General features: G+C 36.2%; 19 protein-coding genes. 11 read left to right on the forward strand and 8 right to left on the reverse strand.

Going from position 1 to position 19633, the window contains the following annotated elements:
- The first annotated feature begins 84 nt into the window (after positions 1-84).
- Positions 85-549 (forward strand): hypothetical protein, encoded by a 465-nt coding sequence (locus F0527_RS06960; RefSeq protein WP_150284265.1) that lies wholly within the window; start codon positions 85-87, stop codon positions 547-549.
- 64 nt (positions 550-613) lie between these two features.
- Positions 614-799, forward strand: coding sequence for a hypothetical protein (locus tag F0527_RS06965; RefSeq protein WP_066786829.1), 186 nt, complete (start codon positions 614-616; stop codon positions 797-799).
- 97 nt (positions 800-896) lie between these two features.
- On the opposite strand, the gene F0527_RS06970 is transcribed toward F0527_RS06965, so the two are convergent.
- The 5 genes from F0527_RS06970 to F0527_RS06990 all read right to left on the reverse strand — a co-directional run bounded on the left by F0527_RS06970 (position 897) and on the right by F0527_RS06990 (position 3985).
- Positions 897-2057 carry a cation:proton antiporter gene (locus F0527_RS06970; protein WP_150284266.1) on the reverse strand — a complete coding sequence of 387 codons (1161 nt, stop codon included), beginning with the start codon at positions 2055-2057 and terminating at the stop codon, positions 897-899.
- 143 nt (positions 2058-2200) lie between these two features.
- Positions 2201-2527, reverse strand: a complete 327-nt coding sequence (locus tag F0527_RS06975) for an AzlD domain-containing protein (protein WP_066786833.1) — start codon at positions 2525-2527, stop codon at positions 2201-2203.
- Entirely contained in the window at positions 2524-3249 is a 726-nt protein-coding gene (locus F0527_RS06980; RefSeq protein ID WP_150284267.1) for an AzlC family ABC transporter permease, read from the reverse strand. Before F0527_RS06980 ends, F0527_RS06975 begins: the two co-directional genes overlap by 4 nt.
- 229 nt (positions 3250-3478) lie before the next feature.
- Positions 3479-3574 (reverse strand): YjcZ family sporulation protein, encoded by a 96-nt coding sequence (locus F0527_RS06985; RefSeq protein WP_084246876.1) that lies wholly within the window; start codon positions 3572-3574, stop codon positions 3479-3481.
- 189 nt (positions 3575-3763) lie between these two features.
- Positions 3764-3985, reverse strand: coding sequence for a KTSC domain-containing protein (locus F0527_RS06990; RefSeq protein WP_150284268.1), 222 nt, complete (start codon positions 3983-3985; stop codon positions 3764-3766).
- A 258-nt stretch (positions 3986-4243) separates the two neighbouring features.
- Here F0527_RS06990 and cyoE point away from each other — a divergent pair, with 258 nt between their 5' ends.
- The 4 genes from cyoE to F0527_RS17015 all read left to right on the forward strand — a co-directional run bounded on the left by cyoE (position 4244) and on the right by F0527_RS17015 (position 9250).
- Positions 4244-5176 (forward strand): heme o synthase, encoded by a 933-nt coding sequence (cyoE, locus tag F0527_RS06995; RefSeq protein ID WP_150284269.1) that lies wholly within the window; start codon positions 4244-4246, stop codon positions 5174-5176.
- 148 nt (positions 5177-5324) lie between these two features.
- The gene (locus F0527_RS07000) at positions 5325-5789 is read left to right on the forward strand and encodes a MarR family winged helix-turn-helix transcriptional regulator (RefSeq protein WP_066786843.1); all 465 of its coding nucleotides are present in this window, start codon (positions 5325-5327) and stop codon (positions 5787-5789) included.
- Positions 5786-8902, forward strand: a complete 3117-nt coding sequence (locus F0527_RS07005; RefSeq protein ID WP_150284270.1) for an MMPL family transporter — start codon at positions 5786-5788, stop codon at positions 8900-8902. Before F0527_RS07000 ends, F0527_RS07005 begins: the two co-directional genes overlap by 4 nt.
- Before the next feature lie 183 nt (positions 8903-9085).
- Entirely contained in the window at positions 9086-9250 is a 165-nt protein-coding gene (locus F0527_RS17015; protein ID WP_158512568.1) for a hypothetical protein, read from the forward strand.
- 54 nt (positions 9251-9304) lie between these two features.
- Here F0527_RS17015 and F0527_RS07010 read toward each other — a convergent pair whose 3' ends face one another.
- Positions 9305-10567 (reverse strand): glycosyl hydrolase family 18 protein, encoded by a 1263-nt coding sequence (locus tag F0527_RS07010; RefSeq protein ID WP_150284271.1) that lies wholly within the window; start codon positions 10565-10567, stop codon positions 9305-9307.
- A gap of 173 nt (positions 10568-10740) precedes the next feature.
- On the opposite strand from F0527_RS07010, the gene F0527_RS07015 reads away from it, so the two are divergent.
- The 5 genes from F0527_RS07015 (at position 10741) to F0527_RS07035 (ending at position 15727) form a co-directional block, all read left to right on the forward strand.
- Positions 10741-11292, forward strand: coding sequence for a glycerol-3-phosphate acyltransferase (locus F0527_RS07015; RefSeq protein WP_150284272.1), 552 nt, complete (start codon positions 10741-10743; stop codon positions 11290-11292).
- Between the two features lie 2 nt (positions 11293-11294).
- A complete protein-coding gene (locus tag F0527_RS07020) occupies positions 11295-12851 on the forward strand; it encodes a GNAT family N-acetyltransferase (protein ID WP_150284273.1) in 1557 nt (518 codons plus the stop codon).
- A 137-nt stretch (positions 12852-12988) separates the two neighbouring features.
- On the forward strand, positions 12989-13210 hold the full coding sequence (locus F0527_RS07025) for a hypothetical protein (protein ID WP_150284274.1): 222 nt from the start codon (positions 12989-12991) through the stop codon (positions 13208-13210).
- A gap of 122 nt (positions 13211-13332) precedes the next feature.
- Positions 13333-14331: a tetratricopeptide repeat protein gene (locus F0527_RS07030; RefSeq protein ID WP_150284275.1), complete on the forward strand. Its 999-nt coding sequence runs from the start codon at positions 13333-13335 to the stop codon at positions 14329-14331.
- 142 nt (positions 14332-14473) lie between these two features.
- Entirely contained in the window at positions 14474-15727 is a 1254-nt protein-coding gene (locus F0527_RS07035) for a dicarboxylate/amino acid:cation symporter (RefSeq protein WP_150284276.1), read from the forward strand.
- Between the two features lie 233 nt (positions 15728-15960).
- On the opposite strand, the gene F0527_RS07040 is transcribed toward F0527_RS07035, so the two are convergent.
- Together F0527_RS07040 and F0527_RS07045 are read right to left on the reverse strand one after the other, a co-directional pair.
- Entirely contained in the window at positions 15961-17262 is a 1302-nt protein-coding gene (locus F0527_RS07040; protein ID WP_150284277.1) for an aminotransferase class I/II-fold pyridoxal phosphate-dependent enzyme, read from the reverse strand.
- 230 nt (positions 17263-17492) lie between these two features.
- On the reverse strand, positions 17493-19553 hold the full coding sequence (locus F0527_RS07045; RefSeq protein ID WP_150284278.1) for a methyl-accepting chemotaxis protein: 2061 nt from the start codon (positions 19551-19553) through the stop codon (positions 17493-17495).
- Between the last annotated feature and the right edge of the window lie 80 nt (positions 19554-19633).

Genomic DNA, 19633 nt, shown 5'->3' on the forward strand with positions numbered 1-19633 from the left:
CGGCTTTTCTAATTGAATTAAGATAAAATGGTATTGAGTGGAGAAAAAATATGCATATAATAGAAAATATGGAGTTGATAATTAGTGGAAATTCAATTTGTACCCGGTAATCTCGAGCTTTTAAAAACACCCTATTATGCAGATTTCTTCTATGAAAATATCATCATTTATTTTAATGAGGAGGATACAACAGATGCAGTATTTCAATCAGCAGTACATGGCACTTTTCTACTTAAACTAGGCGAAGCATTGATCAATCTTGTGAAGACAAAAGAAACACAGATGGTCGAATCTATTGGTACTACCATTTCTTATAGTATTTCACAATCGGATCAAACAATTTATATCGTAAAATATAGTGGCGAAGAAGAGATAGAAAAACACTTGTGCCAATATGATTTGTTTTTTGAAGGATTAACTCTTGCAACCAAAAACTACTTACATACCATCAAAAGGGAGAATCCAAGAATTGTTTTGATTGACCAATACCAGCTACTGGCGAGTTGCTTTATCAACTTTGATCAAATGAGACTATTAGAGCTCCACTAAGTTTTTGACCTGGCTCCAAAGAGATTATATAATAAGCTTCAGGAGCATAGAAGGAGTGGGTCTTTTGCAAGAGAAATGGACATTTATGGTAGACGGCACAGCATATTTCTGCAAAACGATGGAAGAGGCGATCTCAGAACTACCCATTGAAGAAATTGATGGGGAAGAGTATGTAAAGATCAAACATAAAGATCTTAAAAGATTAGTGGAATTTTATTTAAAAGAACATGCATCAGATATTCAATTTTAAACATCTCATACGCTTCTTTACCTAGTATTTTCAGCTTAATAATGATAGAAAACCCAAGAATATAGTTATTCTTGGGTTTTAGCATTTTATAATGGTTTTAAACTGAAGTTCTTTTTTCTTTAATGGAAATAATCCATTTTAATAAAGGCGGTGTTACAACAGTAGTAAAGACAACCGCAATAATCAGTGGTGTGTAGTATTCTTGAGTAAATAACCCTTTTTCTAAACCAATACCAGATGTGATTAACGCGACTTCTCCTCGAGAAACCATGGCAATCCCAATTAAAATTGCTGATATTGTTTTAAAACCTGTAATTCGTGCGCCAATGCCTGCACCCACAATTTTCGTTAGAACAGCAACAACACATAGAATAACAATCAGCCCAATATGCTCGCCAATTCCTTTAAAGGTAACGGCAAGACCTATGCCTGCAAAGAAAACGGGAATAAATAAAACACCTACTGTTGGTAAAAGCTTTTCTTCAAATTCGATCCGAGATTTGTCTGCTGCGAGAGAAAGACCTGCAAAGAATGCACCGATAATATTACTTATACCCATGAAATCGGCGAAATATGAATAAGCAAAACAAAGTACGACTGCAAAAACTAGCGAAATATCTGTAGATTTAAATTTTGCTACAATTTTAGAAATGGCAGGAACAACTTTCCAATTCGCAAGAATAATGACCGCAAAGAAAATTACTTGCTTCAATAACACTGTTGGGATCGATACATCTCCCCCGACAGTAATACTGATAACGATTGCCAGTAAAATCAGGCCAAGTATATCATCAGCAATAGCTGCGCCTAACACTGTAGCACTTTCTCGTGTTTTTAATTGATTGAGCTCACGGAAAGTCTGTACGGAGATACTAACCGAAGTAGCTGTCAACACAATACCTAAAAATAATGAATGTGTAGGATCCATGCCAAAGCTTTCACCGATTAAATAGCCGCCCACAAGTGGCAGCACTACTCCGAAAACTGCAACTGTTAATGCGGATTTTGTGTTAGAGGTTAAATCTTTAATATTTGTTTCAACGCCAGCGAAGAACATTAAAAATATAACACCAAGTTCACTAAAGGTATGTAATAATTCATTATCATTGATATTGCCTATCAATCCCAAAACTGCAGGTCCGATAATAATCCCCACAATTATTTCACCGAGCACACTTGGTTGTCCAAATCGAACAGCAATGGCTCCCGCTATTTTTGTTGCGAGTATAATAATTACTAATTGAAGTAGTAACTCCAATAATCTGCCCCCTTAACAAAAAGAAGTTTAAAGATTCGAATAATTGAATACCTAAAGACTCCTTATGTACTTTTATTTTATCTAGTTAAAACATTATGTTTCAATAATATCATATAATGTGTACCTTTGACTAAAATAAACACTCAGATTGGCAGATATATTCGTATAATTGCCATAGATATAACCCCACCTAATACAGTTACAGATAAACTCTTTGTCCATATTGCCAAGAGAAGCGTTGGAATAAAAGCAATTACAACAGACCAGTTAAGAGAAGTTATTCCTTCACCAGAAACAAGCAAATTTTCTACAACTAACGCGCTTAAAATACATATTGGAATGAAAGAGAGCCATTTCATTACTATGGCCGGAAGCTTTACGTGTTTTACAAAAAGAAATGGAATAATTCTTGGGAGCCATGTAACAATTGCACAGCCAATAATTGTCCATATCATTATATTCATACTCATCGATCCATCACCACCCCAATAGTAGCTGCGAAGATTGTTGAAAGTATAACAGCCAAATGTAATGGCATAAAATAGGAAAAAACATACATAAGAATTGCAACAGTTCCGATTAAACATAAGTTTTTTGCGAGCCTTGTTTTTCCAGCGCTTTGCAATTGCAATACGAGAAGCGCTACAAACATTGCTATTAAAGCAAAATCAAGCCCCCACTTTTCAGGCGCTGTAATCCATTTGCCAAGCAGTGCACCTCCAAGACATGATACAATCCAAGCTGCATAAGCGGTAATATTAAGCCCATCCAGCCATCTTCCACTCATTTCTTTTGTCTGCATTAACTTGGTGATTGCGACGCCAAAAGTCTCATCAGTCAACAATGAGCCAAAACCAATGTTGCGCAGGTAGCTGTATTTCGTGAAATAGGGCGCAACAGAAAGACTCATAAGAAAGTGTCGAAGGTTTACAATGAAAATCGTGAAAATAATCACAAGAGGTGGAGTCCCGCTAAGAACAAGCGCACAAAAGATAAATTGTGCTGAACCTGCATAGACCAATATGGTCAATAAAGCAATTTCTATCATGTTTAATTGTGATGATGAGCCCACAATGCCAAATGCCACCCCAATACTTATGTATCCTAACAGTGTAGGAATGCAGTCTCGTATACCTTGCAGGAAAGGATGTTTTACATGCTCATATTGGACATTCTCTACTGAACTGTTCAACGAATCACCCCTTTTATTATATTCTCTTTATCATACATAACTTTATAGATGTTTTATAGCACTTTTTTCGTTACACCCCTTTTAAAAATTACAGGTTGAAAGAACAAATAAAAAGGAGAGCGTTTATCGCTCTCCTCCCTATTTAGAGTGCCATATTAACTTTATATGTGTTTAGTTTGAGCGCAGTTAAACGACTACACTACTATTTTTGTGGATGACTTTGGAATAATTAACAAGCTCCACCGCCGCCGTAACCGTAACCCATGTAAGATGCTCCGACAATAATTAACAAGATGAATAGAACAACTAGTAATGTAAAGCCCATATTTATGCACCTCCTTTTGAAAAGGTATTAATATAATATGCATCTCGCTTTACACTCATTGGGTAAATGTGTAAGTATTCAGGCTAAAATGCATTTAGTATTCTAAATAATGCACCACCAACTACATCCACATCCCGCTGACTGTTCTTTATCTTATGTAGAGCGGGTGGAACTTGCTTGGGTGAATGATTAGGATTGGCTTTGAAGTCGAACGTAACGATACTTATCTTTAATGTATTGTTTAAAAATTCTTTCAGGGTGATTAGTTTCAACTAAGTCTTTATGAACGAATGGTGGAACGCCATAATATTCAAAGATACCATCTTTTATGAATTGAATCCGTAAAATCATTGCGCTCTCGTCATATCCAACTGCTTCTAATTTTGAGGAATCTAACTTTATCCATTGCATTATGAATGCCCCCTTAATCACAATTATATCTTCATCAATAAGGTAACAGAATTTTTAAATAATTTAAAGCGTTTTTTTGCTACTGAGTATTCCAGACAAAAGAAATATAATCAAGTTTGAAATAGATTCATGGCATTCTTGTGAATTAAAATAAAAAGATATATATCAAAGGCGAATTTTGTTACAATAAAAGTATTGTTGTCATTACTATTCTTATATATAGTTTATTTTAGTTAGTAAAGGAATGAAAATAGAATAATGGGGAGCAAACATAAATATAAACAGAGAGAAGCAGAAACGCCTCCTTCTTTCATGCAAATTTTAGCGCAGACAGTAAAAACAGGGATTATTAAGTCGAATTTAATTCCAATGGTTGCCGGTTTAACACTCGCACTATATACGTATAAAATTAATCCATTTGATCATTGGCTTCGTATAGTTTCAGCAATCATTGGCTCTGCTTTAGTTATTGCTGCTGCAGGGGCCTTTAACAATATCTACGATAGGGATATAGATGCTATTATGCAACGCACCCAAAAACGGCCAACAGTGACTGGAGATATTAGAATCGGTACAGTGTGGTTTATTGCTATTGGATCAACGATTGTTGGGTTGCTCGCGCTTTATTTAGCGACACCGCTTGCAGCATTGTTAGGCTTTACGGGAATTTTCTTTTATGTATTCCCTTATACTATTTGGACGAAACGCTATACAGTCTATAATACAGAAGTCGGTAGCATCTCTGGAGCTATGCCTCCGTTAATTGGTTGGGCAGCAATCCATCCAAACATTATGCATCCGGCTATTCTTGGTTTATTTGTAATCACTTTAATTTGGCAAATGCCGCACTTCTATGCAATTGCAATTCGTAAACAAGACGATTACAGTGCTGCTGGGGTTCCTATGCTTCCTGTAGCGAAAGGTATGAAACGCACATATATAACAACAAATATTTATTTAATTCTTCTCACAGCAAGCTGCTTTTTGCTTGGAACTCTAAGCAAGGGTTTAATGCTAGTAGCTTTATTGCTAAGCATAGCTTGGCTTGTTATGAATATTTATGGTTACCATAAAAAAGATCCTAAAAAGTGGGCAACTTTACTATTTGTTTATTCACTTCTTCATATGACGGTCCTATTTTCAACGGTTATTATATACTCTATAGTTGGACTGTATTTAAAATTCCATTAAAAAACGGCAATGCCAAATTCGGCTTGCCGTTTTTTTGCTGTGTTCAAGGTTGTAATAATTTGAAAAACAATTGACAAAATAATTGTTTCTTTTTATAGTTTAACAGATGAATAGTTAAATTGTTGAACTAAATAGCGAGGTGAACAGATTGGCTTATGACAATATCCAAGAGCTTATTGACCAATATATCAAAACTTCTTTCCAAGTGAATCGAATGGGTGAGTCACTTGTAAAAGACCAGCTAAGTAAAGAATTGACGAATGACCAGCATTATACGCTTAGATTTATATTTCAGCATGACCGCTGTACATCAACAGATCTAGCAGAAGCTTTTCATGTCAATAAAAGTGCCATTACGGCAATTATTACGCGCTTGACGGATAAGGGGCTAATTGAGAGAACTCGAGATGAGAATGATCGGAGAGTGGTATATTTATCTCTAACAGAAAAAGGCAAGGAGCTCTACCTTGAAACAGAAGAAAAAATTCATCAGCTAGTCAAGCATTTCATTACAAAGTTTGATAGGAAAGAAATTGAGAGCTTTATGCATACATATGAAAAGCTTTCCCATATTTTAATCAATATGAATAATAAAGAAGGTGAAAAAGAATGAAGGCAATCATAAAAGCAAGATGGTTTGTTATTATTGCATGGATAGCAATTGCAGCTGTATTAATGATGACAGCACCGAATATGGCCAATCTTGTAAAAGAGAAAGGTAGCATTGATGTTCCGGGCAGTTATTCTTCTTCCATGGCAAAGCGTATGTTAGATGATATGCAAGACAATGATAAATCACAAGTAGCACTTGTATTTCATAATAAGAAAAAATTGTCCACAGAGGACACAAAAGAAGTAAAACAAGCCATTCAGAAGTTAGAAAAGGATAAAAAACAACTGGGTATTACTGATATAACTACTCATTTTGATGAAAAAGCTTTAAAAGATCAACTCGTTTCAAAAGATGGGAAAACAATAATGGCTTCACTGTCGATGGAAGTTGGTGACCGCAATCCTCAAAAGGTAATGAAAGCACTCTATAAAGAACTAAAGAGTGTGAAAATAGAACATTACTATACGAGCAGCTGGATGATCGATGAAGACCTTAATACAAATTCGCAAGAAGGCTTAAAGAAAACAGAGGGCATCACAGTTGTATTTATTCTAGCTGTATTGTTATTAGTGTTCAGATCTATCATTACACCATTAATACCGCTTATTACAGTAGGATTTAGTTATTTAGTATCTCAATCTATCGTTTCATTCCTTGTTGATAAATGGGATTTCCCAATTTCTCAATATACACAAATTTTCCTTGTAGCAGTTTTGTTTGGTATCGGAACGGATTACTGTATTTTGCTTTTTAGCCGTTTTAAAGAAGAACTTGCGGAAAAAGAAAGCGTTGCAGAGGCAATAGTTGCCACGTATAAAACTGCAGGAAAGACGGTGTTCTTTAGTGGCCTTGCCGTAATGATAGGTTTTGCAGCAATTGGGCTATCAACATTCAAGCTGTATCAATCTGCAGCTGCTGTTGCTATTGGAGTAGCTATTCTTTTGCTTGCCCTCGTTACAGTCGTCCCATTCTTTATGGCGGTTATGGGAAAAAAGATTTTCTGGCCATCAAAAGGAAAACTTGAACACAAAGATAGTAAATTTTGGGGGATTGTCGGGCGCTTTGCATTAACACGACCGTTAATTGCTCTATTAATAGTAGGAGCCGTATCTATACCGTTTTTAGTAGCTTATGATGGCGATCTCTCTTATAATTCGCTGAATGAAGCAGGTGATGATGTGCCTTCAATTAAAGCATTTGATATTATTGCAGATAGCTTTGGACCAGGCCAATCTATGCCAACTCAAATTGTTATTAAAAATGACGAAGCAATGGATTCTGCGGAGTATTTGGGATTAGCAGAAAAAATCAGTAAAGAAGTAGCTAAAAATGATGATGTTGACTTTGTTCGATCTGTTACACGTCCGACAGGAGAAAAAATAAAAGATTTAGCAGTTGCAAACCAAGCTGAAGGTTTGAAGGAGGGCGTGGGGAAAAGCAACGAAGGCATCAAAAAAATCAGCGACGGCTTGAAATCTGCAGGTGGAGAGTTATCAAAGTCTGGTCCACAATTGAAAAAAGCCACAGATGGTATTGATGGTCTTATCAATGGTACAGACCAATTAAAAAATGGTATGGGTCAAGTTCAAACAGGTTTAACAAAGATTGAGAAGGGCATCCGAGACGGATCAATGGGTGCAGGCGAGATTAATAAAGGGCTTGGGGATATCAAAAATAATTTGGTTGCTATGTCTGATGGGAGTAAAAAGCTTCTAACGGGCTATCAACAAAGTGCACAGAGTTTATCAAAATTGAAAGAAGGCTACCAAGCAATAGGGAACAATCTTTCTAAACTAGCACAAACTATGGGAGCATTAAACCCATCATTTACTAATTTAGAAAAGGAAAAACCAGATTTAAATCAAAATAAAGATTACCTTACAATAAAACAAACAGTGTCTACTGTACAACAGAGTACGACAGCAATAGCCGGAAGTCTTGGAAAATTAACCGGCAGCTTGGGGCAAGTACAAACTGGGCTAAATCAAGCTAATGCTAATTTAGAACCAATGGCAAATGGTCAAAAGCAAATGGCGGAGGGGCTTGGAAAGCTTATCCAAGCAGTAAGTTCACTACAAAGTGGTTTAAACCAAGCTGCAAATGGTCAAAACCAAATTGTTGGAAATATGTCTACTTTTGAAGGTGGGCTTTCTAATTTGAAAAATGGCCAACAACAATTATTAAATGGATTTTCAAATTTAGGCGGACAGATGAGTCAATTGACAGATGGTCTAAATAAAAGTGCTACTGGATTAAATAAAGTCCATAAAGGGCTCAAAGGGGCTCAAGGTTATTTAGATGGATTAGCTTCATCGCCAGATGATATGGCAGGCGTGTATATACCAGAAGAAACGATTCACAGTAAAGAGTTTGAACCATCTCTTAATGCCTATATGTCAAAAGACCGCAAAACTATGACATTGGATGTTGTCTTTAAAGAAAATCCTTATTCAAACGAAGCGATTGCGCAAATTGATCCTATAAAAAAAGCAGTCGCCAATGCTACAAAAGATACGAAGCTTGAAAATGCTAAAGTTGCAGTAGGAGGAATTACAAGCACCTATAACGATATGGGCAAAATGTCAGATGCGGACTATACTAGGACGGTCATTCTTATGCTTTCTGGTATTGCATTAATCCTTCTTTTATTACTAAGATCGATTATTATGCCGCTCTATTTGATTGCTTCATTAATCCTAACTTACTATACTTCAATGGCTATTACAGAATCTATATTCGTGAATTTGCTTGGCTATGACGGTATTAGCTGGGCAGTCCCATTCTTCGCATTTGTAATTTTAATCGCGCTCGGCATTGATTACAGTATCTTCTTAATGGACAGATTCAATGAATACAAAGATCGATCGGTGGGTGAAGCAATGCTAGAGTCCATGCGCAAAATGGGCACTGTCATCATCTCAGCGGCCGTTATTCTTGGAGGTACGTTTGCTGCTATGATGCCAGCAGGTGTTCTATCATTGTTAGAAATAGCAACGGTTATTTTAATTGGCCTAGTGTTGTATGCACTAGTGATTTTACCGTTGTTTATTCCAGTGCTTGCTAAAACATTTGGGAAAGCTAACTGGTGGCCGTTTATAAAAAAAGAGGACTAAATCTCTAATTCTTTCTTTGATAAAATAAAATCTGATTGGATACAGAATTTAGCAGAATTCGGTATCCAATTTTTCACTCAATAATAAAGGTTAAAGTCTTAAAAATAATCAACAAGAATTATATATCCTTCATATGATAGTTAGAGTAGTAGGTTTTTATTCTAATTTTGAGGGAGGGGGAATATGTATTTACTCTTGCTTGTCGTGCTGATTATTATCATACTGATTCTCATTTTGCTCAACAAGCAAAATAGAATGTTAGTTATTTTTTTGGCCGCTGTACTTGTTATTTTAATTATTGAAAGTATTGCGGTTATAAATGATATTATTCAGAATTTCCCTTCATAGTTAATGAAAAAATCGAGATAGAAAAAGCAGGGAAATGATTCCCTGCTTTTTTCTTTATAAAATTCTTCGTATGCGGAAGAATTCATTAAATAATACGGCTGATTGTGTAAATGGCAAGCCAAGATGCCATGATCCAATTCCTCTTAATCGTTTGTCAACAATCATTTGTAGTTTTTGAGCAAGTGCCCTTGCATCTTCAAACCATACCCTATGCTCAGCACCAGTTGCATCCCAATAAGTAAAGAACGGTTGCTGGTACTCTCTTGAGTAGGAGATAGGTACATTATGTCGCATAGCCGTTTTGATTGCCTCAGCCACTGATACAGCTTTTGCACTGACTACTTGGCCGTTTGCAACAGTCCAATCATACCCATATCTAGGGACGCCTAAGAGAATTTTTCTTGCCCCGATTGTTTGAATCGCATAATTTACCGTTTTTCTTACTTCTTGAATAGGAGCTACAGGACCAGGATCACTACCAAGCTCATGCCAGTCGTAAGCCATCAAGAATACAAAATCAACAGCTGCTCCAATTCCCCTATAATCATATCCTCTTCTCCAAGGCGGATCGTTTTCTTCTGTTTTAAACGGTAAAGCAACAGATAGTGAAAACCCTCCTGGTTGAATGCGAGTGCGAAGTTCTCTTAAAAAAGTTGTAAAGTTATCACGCTGTGAAGCAGGGATTTGTTCAAAATCTATATTGACGCCTGAATAATTTTTGTTTCGGAGTAGGTTATAAATATTTGTAATCAAACGCTGTCTAACTGTGGCATTTGATAATATAGTGACGGTCAATTCGGGATCAAATCCTGTGCTTGTCAGGTTTGTAACCACTGCTATAGGTGCAACAAAATTGTCCAGGGACATATTAACGATGCCTTGATCGTTCAGCTCGCTCAAGCTGCCATCCGCTAGAACGTGGTGTTCGAAAATGCCATAATAGGTGTTCAGTGGAGCATATGTTTGTGTAATTAATTGATTACTTTCAGGAGTGGAAACAGTAATATAGCCAAAACTATAGGCGCTGTATTTTTCTCTTGGAGGTAGATACAATGTTTGCCCGACAGATAGTTCATTAGACTGAAGTCCATTATAAGCTTTTATTCGATCAGCTGAGACCATCGCCATTTGAGAAATTGTAAAAAGTGAATCTCCAGGTTGGACTACATACTGGTCTGTTGGAATCAATAAATCTTGGCCCGGAACGATTGTATCACTCGATAATCCATTGATAGTTCTTATACTATCCATGGTTACTTGATATTTTCTGGAGATAGAAAAAATAGATTCTCCAGTTTTTACAACATAAATAAACAAATAACCCCCACCTTCTCTTTCATTCTCATATACAACATATGCGAAAAGAAAAAATTTGCGAAAGTTTTATTGTAAAAGCAAGGGTTTAGGGTACTAATAGCGAATAAATATAAAAAGAACCTAGAAGGCAGGTGAAAAAGCAACTATCCTTATAATTGGAATTGCTGAATTAAATGATAATACTTTTCTATCTTTTGAGTTCTTATTTAATAGGAAGTATCATGGCAGCATGGTTTATCGGCAAATGGTATGGTGTATCTCTTGCTAATCTAAACAGCGGTAATTTAGGAGCAAGGAATGCTGGTAGAACATTGGGGAAGCTTGCGTTCCTTTACACTTTTATAGGAGATGCAGCTAAAGCGGCTGTAACAGCCATGATAGGTCATATACTCATGCTTGATGAGTTTGTAATTGCTTGTGGTGTATGTCTATGTATTCTAGGGCATCTTTTTCCAGTTTGGCTCCATTTTAAAGGTGGGAAAGGGGTAGCAGCATTGATTGGTGGTGTGGCCGTATTGAATCCACTGCTTTTAATGATATTGGCTACTTCTACTGCTATCGCTCTGCCACTTTTCAAAAACCTTACAAGGGGCATGATTTTTGGTTTTGTGGCTTGCAGTTTGGTTATTCTCACCTTCCATATACCTGTCTATACACCGTTATTGTTGAGCTTTTTGCTCATTACATATAAGCACCGCAAAAACCTTAGGGAAAGAGTGAGTTAATCATGTATTATTGCAAAATAGCAAGAACAGATAAAGAATTCGATGAAATTGCTCGGTTTAATTATCAAACTTTTGTTGAAGAAATCTCTCAACATTCGCCAAATAATGATGGGAAATTACAAGATCGATTTCATAATGAAAATACATATATATTAGTATATCGAAATAACGATATTGTAGGTATGCTCGCTTTTCGCGATCAACGTCCCTTTTCATTAGATGAGAAAATAGGGAATGTGGAAGATTATTTAGATAGCAGTGACTGCGAAAAGCTTTGTGAAATTCGCTTATTAGCAGTGAAAAAACAATTTAGGAACGGCCGTGTATTCAGACAGTTAGCAAAAGCTATTTATACGTACGTATATGAAAGAAATTATTCTGGAGCTATAATTTCAGGTTTTACAAAGGAAGAGAAGCTTTATAAGCACTTAGGTTTTACATCTTTTGGTTCTGAAGTCGGAACATCACAAGCGAAATTTATACCTATGATTTTAACTCGAAAAAATTGTGCTCAAATGGCTGAAAAAATTCGTTTGAAACAACATTATTTTTATCCAGGTCCAGTTTTACAAACAAGCTCTTTGACCAACACTAGCTTGTCTCATAGGTCGGGGAATTTTAAGAATCTTTATCAAGAATTATTGGATCGGCTTTTACAAGAAGCACAAGCGAAATTTGTTACAACAATTGTTGGTTCAGGAACATTAGCAAACGATGCAATGCTTGGACAAATGAAAGCTGACTTCCAACAGCAAAAGGGAATCATTCTTTCAAATGGGGAATTTGGAGAACGTCTCATCAGGCAAGCAAGACACTGGGATTTACAATTTCATAGTTGTTTATATCAATGGGGTGAGACATTTCAACTAGCGGAAATTGAAGAAAGGTTTAAAACAGGTGAGTATCGGTGGATAGCCCTTGTACATGGTGAGACATCAACAGGTGAATGCAATAATCTCCAAGCAATCACGAGGTTAGCGGAACAATACCAAGTAAAGGTTTGTGTAGATTGTATTAGTACATTTGGCGCTTTAGCTTTCTCAATGAGAGGTCTCTATATGGCATCTGCTGTAAGTGGGAAAGCACTCGGTGCATTAAGTGGCCTTTCCTTTGTATTTTTAAATCAGGTACCACAAACTAACGATGCGCCACTTTATTTAAATTTAGCACATTATTTTTATCATCCAATCCCATTTACAATTCCAGCATTCCTCGTATCTAATACAGTGGAGGCATTAAAGGAATATCCAGAACGATATAAAATATTGAAGAGTCGCTTAGATAGTGTAGAGGATTCCAGTATATCTCGTTATAAAATATGTGTTTCTTCAAATTATCCGACCATTATGTCCTTTGTTTTTCCGCATTCTCTTCAAAACTTTAGTGATGATGCTAAATTAAACGGATTCTTTTTACATGATGAAAGTGTATACTTGAAGGAGAAGCATATCTTTCAAATTTCCACTATCGGACCAGATTTTGAAGTAGCTTTTGAAAATTTAATTCAATTTTTTGATCAATATATAAATACTTCGTTAGTTCCACAAACAAGTGATTAAAAAAAGTTAAACAAATTGTGATAACACAATCCATTTTATTATTTCATTTATCAGATGCATACGTGCTGCCGGGCGGTCGCCAAGAATCCCTACTCCTTTCATTCATATATTATGGTATGAAGAAAGGAGGGATTGGATTGGCTATGACACCCTTTAATGGCGAAGAATATAAGAATGTTACAGATGTACCCCCTCCGCCGCTCATTAAAGCAGTGCAGACAACAATGGGGCCGCCTCCATTTAAGCCAAATGCTACAAAAGCAATAACACAAGATGAAGTATCAGATGAATCACCTATGGAACAGCAACAAAAAACTCAAGGCCAAAAACCGTGGCTTCCATTGTTCAAAAAATTTTAAACAGCGGAAGATACTTAGTTCTTAATATTAGTAATAGAAACTCAAATAAAGGTAAGGCTATGTGAGTATGGAATTCTTGCGTAGCCTTTTACTATGTAAATAAGAAGGAGAACAATCCCCAAATGAATTTAGAAAAATTGAAACAGCTAATTGAAATAAAAGAATACCAAACTATCCTTAACAATATTTCACAAATAGAATTGAAAGAATGCTCACTTAATGAGTTAAAAGAGATATTAGCATCTTTCAAAGAGGAAAGTCTCGATAACAACTACATATTGCTCTTCCGGCAGTTCATTCAACTGACTGTATACGATAGAAAATATAGTGAAATTATACATCGTGATTTTCTTCTATTGTTACAGGCTTTTCTTGAGCAAAAAAAGACTGAAACTAACAGCTATTGGAACACAAAAGAATTACAGGAAGCATGTCATCTATATCAAAAAGCCATGAACGGCGATTCTGTATCACAATTATTACTCGGTCGATTCTATAAAACTATTCGCCAAGATGATTGGGCATTTGTATGGTATGAACAAGCTGCAGCTGCAGGGAATCTGGATGCGATCTATTGGCTAGGCAATTTTTATTATGATGGAGTGGTTGTAAGAGAAGACTGGGAGAAGACTTACCTTGCTTATAAAGAAGCGGCTTTAAAAGGACATGCTGATGCGATGAATAACTATGCAGATATGTATTTACGAGGAGAGTTTGTTGAAAAAGACGAACACCGCGCATTTGAACTCTTTTCAATTGCTGCAGATAGGGGCGTTGCAGAGGCGATGTATACGCTTGGTTATATGTACGAAAATGGAGTGGGAGTCGATATAGATAAAACCAAATCGCATCATTGGTTTACACAATCAGCACTTGCAGGGGATGTGTTTGCTGCTAATCGTCTAGGACATGAGGCATTTCAAAATGGCGATGGGGTAGAAGCGATGCGCTGGTATCAGCTTGCGGCAGATCAACAAGATGTAGATGGAGAGTTCAATCTTGGTTTTTGCTACGAAGCAGGGATTGGTACATCAGTTAATTTTAAGAAAGCAAAATATTGGTACCAAAAAGCAGCGTTACAAGGAGATCAAGAAGCAAGAGAAAAACTTAAGCTCTTATAAGAAGCCGATCGAATGTAATATATATCCTTTTATAGAATATGATTAGAAAATTTGGATTTTTGTTTACAAAATTCGATGTAATGATATATAATTTTATTAATATTTTAATATATTAGAATATTCTATAAAAGGAGGCGTAAAGATGAAGTTGGCTAGAAATATTTTAATCGCGTTAGTTGTCGGCGCAGTTGTCGGTTTAGTGATGAATTTTGCAGCCCCATCCATTTTTCCTAAAGTTGATCAGTATTTCTTTTCCCCACTTGGAACGATCTTCATTAATTTAATTAAAATGCTTGTTGTTCCACTTGTATTCTTTTCTATTGCACTCGGGACGGCAAATATTGGCGATCCAAAGAAACTTGGGAAAATTGGCGTAAAGGCAATTGTCTTTTTCTTAGCGACAACGGCGATTGCTATTATTATTGCAATTGTGTTGGCTTCAGTTATAAAACCAGGAACAGTCGGCACTTTTGCAACAGATGGGCTTCAATACGAAACAAATGAAGCTCCTGCAGTAACTGATACATTATTAAACATTATACCTGCAAATCCTGTTCTAGCATTTGTTGAAGCCAATATGCTTCAAATCATATTCTTCTCTGTTTTTATCGGTATTGCACTGGCATTCTTAGGTGACCGGGTAAAAACTGCATGGAAAGTTATTGATGAAGGTAATGAAATCATGATGTACTTAGTGACATTAGTGATGAAATTTGCTCCGTTCGGTACTTTTGGCTTGATTGCGTCGGCCATTGGAAAACAAGGATTTGATGCAATTAAAGCAATGGGCCTTTATATGATAGTTGTTATTTTAGGGTTGATTGTGCACTTTATTTTCGTCTATGGTGGAGCGGTAAAATTTATGGCGAAGAGGAATCCGATTCAATTTGTCAAAGATTTCTTCCCAGCAATGACTGTCGCATTTAGTACATCAAGTAGTGGAGCAACATTACCGCTTGCAATGGATATTGCACAGAAGAAACTAGGTGTACCTAAATCGATTTCAAGTTTTGTTCAGCCACTTGGAGCAACTGTCAATATGGACGGAACAGCTATTATGCAAGGAGTAGCAACTGTCTTTATCGCACAAGTATTCGGGGTGGAATTAACAATTATGCAATTAGCTACAGTTGTTATCATTGCAGTTTTGGCAAGTATTGGTACAGCTGCTGTTCCTGGAGCAGGCTTAATTATGTTGGCAATGGTGTTAAATGCAGTTTCATTGCCGGTAGAGGGGATTGCTCTCATTATTGGTATTGACCGAATTCTAGATATGGCGCGTACAGCTGTAAACGTTACAGGAGATGCCGTGTGCGCAATGTATGTTGCCAATACAGAAAGTGATTTGGGAGAAGAGAATGCTGTAAATGAAACTCAATTGCAGCAAGCTCAATAAAAAGTGGTAGTTTTTATGACTATTACAGATGTTTGTCAAAAAAAATATTAGTCCTTCTACAAAATCAATTTTAATTGATTGGTAATCGCATCTACAGCGGAATACTAAATTGTTTTTTGCAAGTTCTCTATTATGATTGAATTCAATTATAATAAAATAAAAAGAAAAACCGGGCATATGTGAATTTTTATCACATGAAGCTCGGTTTTTTATTTTGGTTTTGCCTCTATAAATTATTTAGTCGCTTCTAAATCTTTAATTCCTTGATAGATGCATTCATATAATTCCTCAATATTTTCTTCCTCAATGCATGAGAATGCAACGCGCAAATCTGTATCGCTAAGTGCGATTGTGCCTACTCCATAGTTGTCTAACAAATGTAAGCGGAGTGTATCCGCGTCAACAGATTTTAGATTTAAGCACATGAAATAGCCAGAATTGAATGGATAGTAATCCCATACAGCGTTAAATTTGCTATTATTTAAGACTTCCTTAACACGATTGGCGCGGGCTTTCATGATATCAAATTTCTCTTGTTTTTGAGCTTCAAATTCTGGACTTTGTAAAGCATGAAGCAAGAATGTTTGAGAAGGATGCGAACCGCTTGAAATTGTTGCACGGATAATCCCCAATGTTTTATCTTCTAAAGCAGCTAAGATTGCTTCACTTTTATTTCCGTAAGTGATAAAACCAACTCGGAATCCCCAAATGTATTCTTCTTTTGTAGCGCCATCTACTTTAATTGCTAGGACGCGTTCATGCAAATTGCTCAATGCACCAAATAAAGACTCATGTAAAGAATCCTCAAAGAAAAGGGAGAAGTATGCGTCATCTGTAACAACTACAACATTGATACCAGCATCTGCTGCTTTATGGATAGCAGCCACAATCGCATCGCCTTCATCTTTTAGTGGTGTATAGCCTGTTGGATTGTTAGGGAAATTCAATAAGACTATGGCTTTGCCTTTCTCTTTTTGCGCCATAATCGCATCGTACAATCCATCTGCATTAAATTTATTTTCATTATTATATAAAGGGTAAGTGACAGTATTTGTATGGCGTCGAATGCCAAACACCATATCATAGTTTTCCCAATTTTTATCAGGGATAATAAGCGCATCGCCTTGATCTGCAAATAAATCAGCAACAGTGCTCAAACCATGTGTCAATGCATTCGTCACAATGGGATTGCCAAAGGATTTGCCTTCTAATGAAGGATTTTCCACTAGCATTTTTTTACGCCATTCTGCACGAAGTTGTGGTTTGCCAGCAGGTGGGGCATAAGGATAAAGGTCAGAAGGCTTATAAGCGGATAAAGTTTCTTGAATTACATTTAAATGCATCGGCTCTCCATTCTCAAGAGCAGTTCCGATAGTCGCATTAAATTTATGAGCCTTTTTCCCAGCTTCGGCTGATTGGCTTAGGATTCCTTCTTTTGGATAATATAATGCTTTTCCTAAATCCGATAGCATCTCAAATACAAATGGATTTTCTGATTGAATTTTTTCATTTAATTCTTTTGCTAAACTATGCAAAATTGATCGCCTCTTTTTCTCTATGCTAACGATATTATACATGATTTTATGATGAAAAGGATGGGGGATAGCCAATAATATTGTTATTACTTGAATTTTTTTAAAAAGATAAACCTCGATAGTCTACTTAAAATAAATACAAAAAGAAGCTACAGAAAATGAAGAAATTAAAAGAGAAAAAAAGCAAAAATATGTTAGAGCAATGCCCCTCATATTTTTGCTTTTTATTTTTATTGATTAGTTTTAAATTTAGCTAATGCTGTTTGTAGATCTTCTGCCATTTCACTTAGAGTCTTAGCTGAAGAAGAGATTTCTTCCATAAAGACAGATTGCTGCTCCGCAGCGCTTGCAATGCCTTTAGTATGTTCAAAGGTATTTCTGGTTACTGATGAAATATCATTCATAGCTGCAGTGACTTCTTCTGTACCGGCAGAAATTTCTTCTGCTGCAGCTGAAACTTCAGAAACTTGATCAGCTATAGTCTGGAATGCATTTGTCATCTGTTTAAATGAACTTCCCGCTGTATTAAGAATAGCAGAGCCTTCATCGACATCTCCTACGCCTTTATTCATTAACTTGGCAGCAGTCGCTGTAGACGATTGCACTTTTTGAATGATAGCAGCGATATGAGAAGAGAATTCCTGTGATTCTGCAGATAATTTTTTCACCTCTGCTGCCACTACTGCAAATCCTTTACCGTGTTCGCCTGCTCGAGCGGCTTCAATTGAAGCATTTAAAGATAATAATTGTGTTTGTGAGGCAATATTGGTGATACCTGATACCATTTCATCAATATTTTTCGAATACACTTCTAACTTTTGGATCTCGCTTGAAGCATCACCAACTGAGTTTCTAATTTGTTCCATTTGGTCCATGGCATGTTGGATATTATTATAGCCTTCTGTTGCTTCATTTGCTGACATGTTTGTCTGTTCAGAAACATTTGTTGTTGACTCTGCAACTCGCTGAACGCCGTTAGCCATTTCTTCCATTGAGTAGGATGTTTGGTCTGCACCCTCTATTTGTTGTTCAGAACCTTTTACAATTTGCTGAGTCGAAGAAGCTACTTCATTTGAAAACTTTACGGTTTCATCTGAGATAGCAGTCAATTCTTCTGATGAAGCGGCTAATTGTCCAACAGAGTCGTTCACTTGATTAATGGTGTCAGCAAATGAATCAATCATAAGATTAATATCTGTTGCCATTTGTCCAAGCTCATCGCTTGATTGTACTTTCAATCTAGGTGTCAAATCTCCAGTTGCTAGCACTTTAATAACTTTGGACATATACGGTATTGATTGAAGCATTTTTTTAGAAAGCAAATAGACAATTAAAATAAGAAGCAAGCCGCCGATTGCAAAGAATAAAATCATCTTTTTAACATACTCATTTAGACTAGCAAGTGCTATTTTTTGTGGTATAGACGTACCTACTGACCAGCCTGTAGCTGGTACCTGGGAGTAACCGACATATTGCTTCTGTCCTTTAACTGAAGCTAATTGTAGACCTTCTTTTCCAGTTACCATTTTTTGCCCGATTTTTCCCATATCGCCTGTTAAATCAGACAATTTCTTTTCTAAGATTAATTTTTTATCAGGATGATACAGAATTGTTCCATTATTATCTAGTAAAAATGAATAGCCACCTTTACCTAGTTTATATGACTGCATAATTCCAGGAAGATCATCTAAAAACAAATCAATTGCAACAAATCCTAACGTTTTATTACCATCTTTTATTTGTTTAATGGCACTTAAAATAACCTTGCCAAACACTTGATCCATATAAGGTTCAGTAAAATATACATCATCATCTGCTAAAGCAGGCTGATACCACGGGCGCGTTTTAATATCAAAACTTTTATCCTGCAATAAATTGTTGTTCCCAATTAAGAAGTTCCCATCAATACTGGCAACCCATACCATAGCAATAGACTCATCAGCTTTAGGTATCCTGTCAAGTGATTGCATAACCGTTTTATAATGAGAATCTGTTCTAGCTTCGTTACGTGAATGAGTAGTATGTAAATAGTCCGTAATTTCTTGGTTTGCTGCAATTTGCCGGACAATCGCTTGTTTTTCAGAAAACATGCTATTAACGGACTCTGCAGTGGCATTACTTTTTGTTGAAAGCTCTTCTTCAATATCGTGTATAAGAAGAGATTTCGTATAGGTATAATTCATCACGCCAGTTACTGAAAAAACAATAATGATCGCAACTAGAAGTGAAAGTGACAATTTGGTTGAAATACTTTTTTTCAGCCATGAAAGCGCTAACTTGCTTTTTTTCAATTTTATCTCCTGCCTTAGTAAAATTTTTCTGTAATGTAGTTATTAAACAACTTTATTACTATAAACTAGATTGGCAAATG

Origin of the sequence: Rummeliibacillus sp. TYF-LIM-RU47 (genome assembly GCF_008638315.1) — a bacterium.
Lineage (GTDB): Bacteria > Bacillota > Bacilli > Bacillales_A > Planococcaceae > Rummeliibacillus > Rummeliibacillus stabekisii.

Coding starts and splice junctions, on each gene's coding strand:
- F0527_RS17015 (WP_158512568.1), top strand. CDS start 9,086: ATGTATTTACTCTTGCTTGTCGTGCTGATTATTATCATACTGATTCTC.
- cyoE (WP_150284269.1), top strand. CDS start 4,244: ATGGGGAGCAAACATAAATATAAACAGAGAGAAGCAGAAACGCCTCCT.
- F0527_RS07020 (WP_150284273.1), top strand. CDS start 11,295: ATGTATTATTGCAAAATAGCAAGAACAGATAAAGAATTCGATGAAATT.
- F0527_RS07015 (WP_150284272.1), top strand. CDS start 10,741: ATGATAATACTTTTCTATCTTTTGAGTTCTTATTTAATAGGAAGTATC.
- F0527_RS06985 (WP_084246876.1), bottom strand. CDS start 3,574: ATGGGCTTTACATTACTAGTTGTTCTATTCATCTTGTTAATTATTGTC.
- F0527_RS06975 (WP_066786833.1), bottom strand. CDS start 2,527: ATGAGTATGAATATAATGATATGGACAATTATTGGCTGTGCAATTGTT.
- F0527_RS07035 (WP_150284276.1), top strand. CDS start 14,474: ATGAAGTTGGCTAGAAATATTTTAATCGCGTTAGTTGTCGGCGCAGTT.
- F0527_RS07030 (WP_150284275.1), top strand. CDS start 13,333: ATGAATTTAGAAAAATTGAAACAGCTAATTGAAATAAAAGAATACCAA.
- F0527_RS07005 (WP_150284270.1), top strand. CDS start 5,786: ATGAAGGCAATCATAAAAGCAAGATGGTTTGTTATTATTGCATGGATA.
- F0527_RS06990 (WP_150284268.1), bottom strand. CDS start 3,985: ATGCAATGGATAAAGTTAGATTCCTCAAAATTAGAAGCAGTTGGATAT.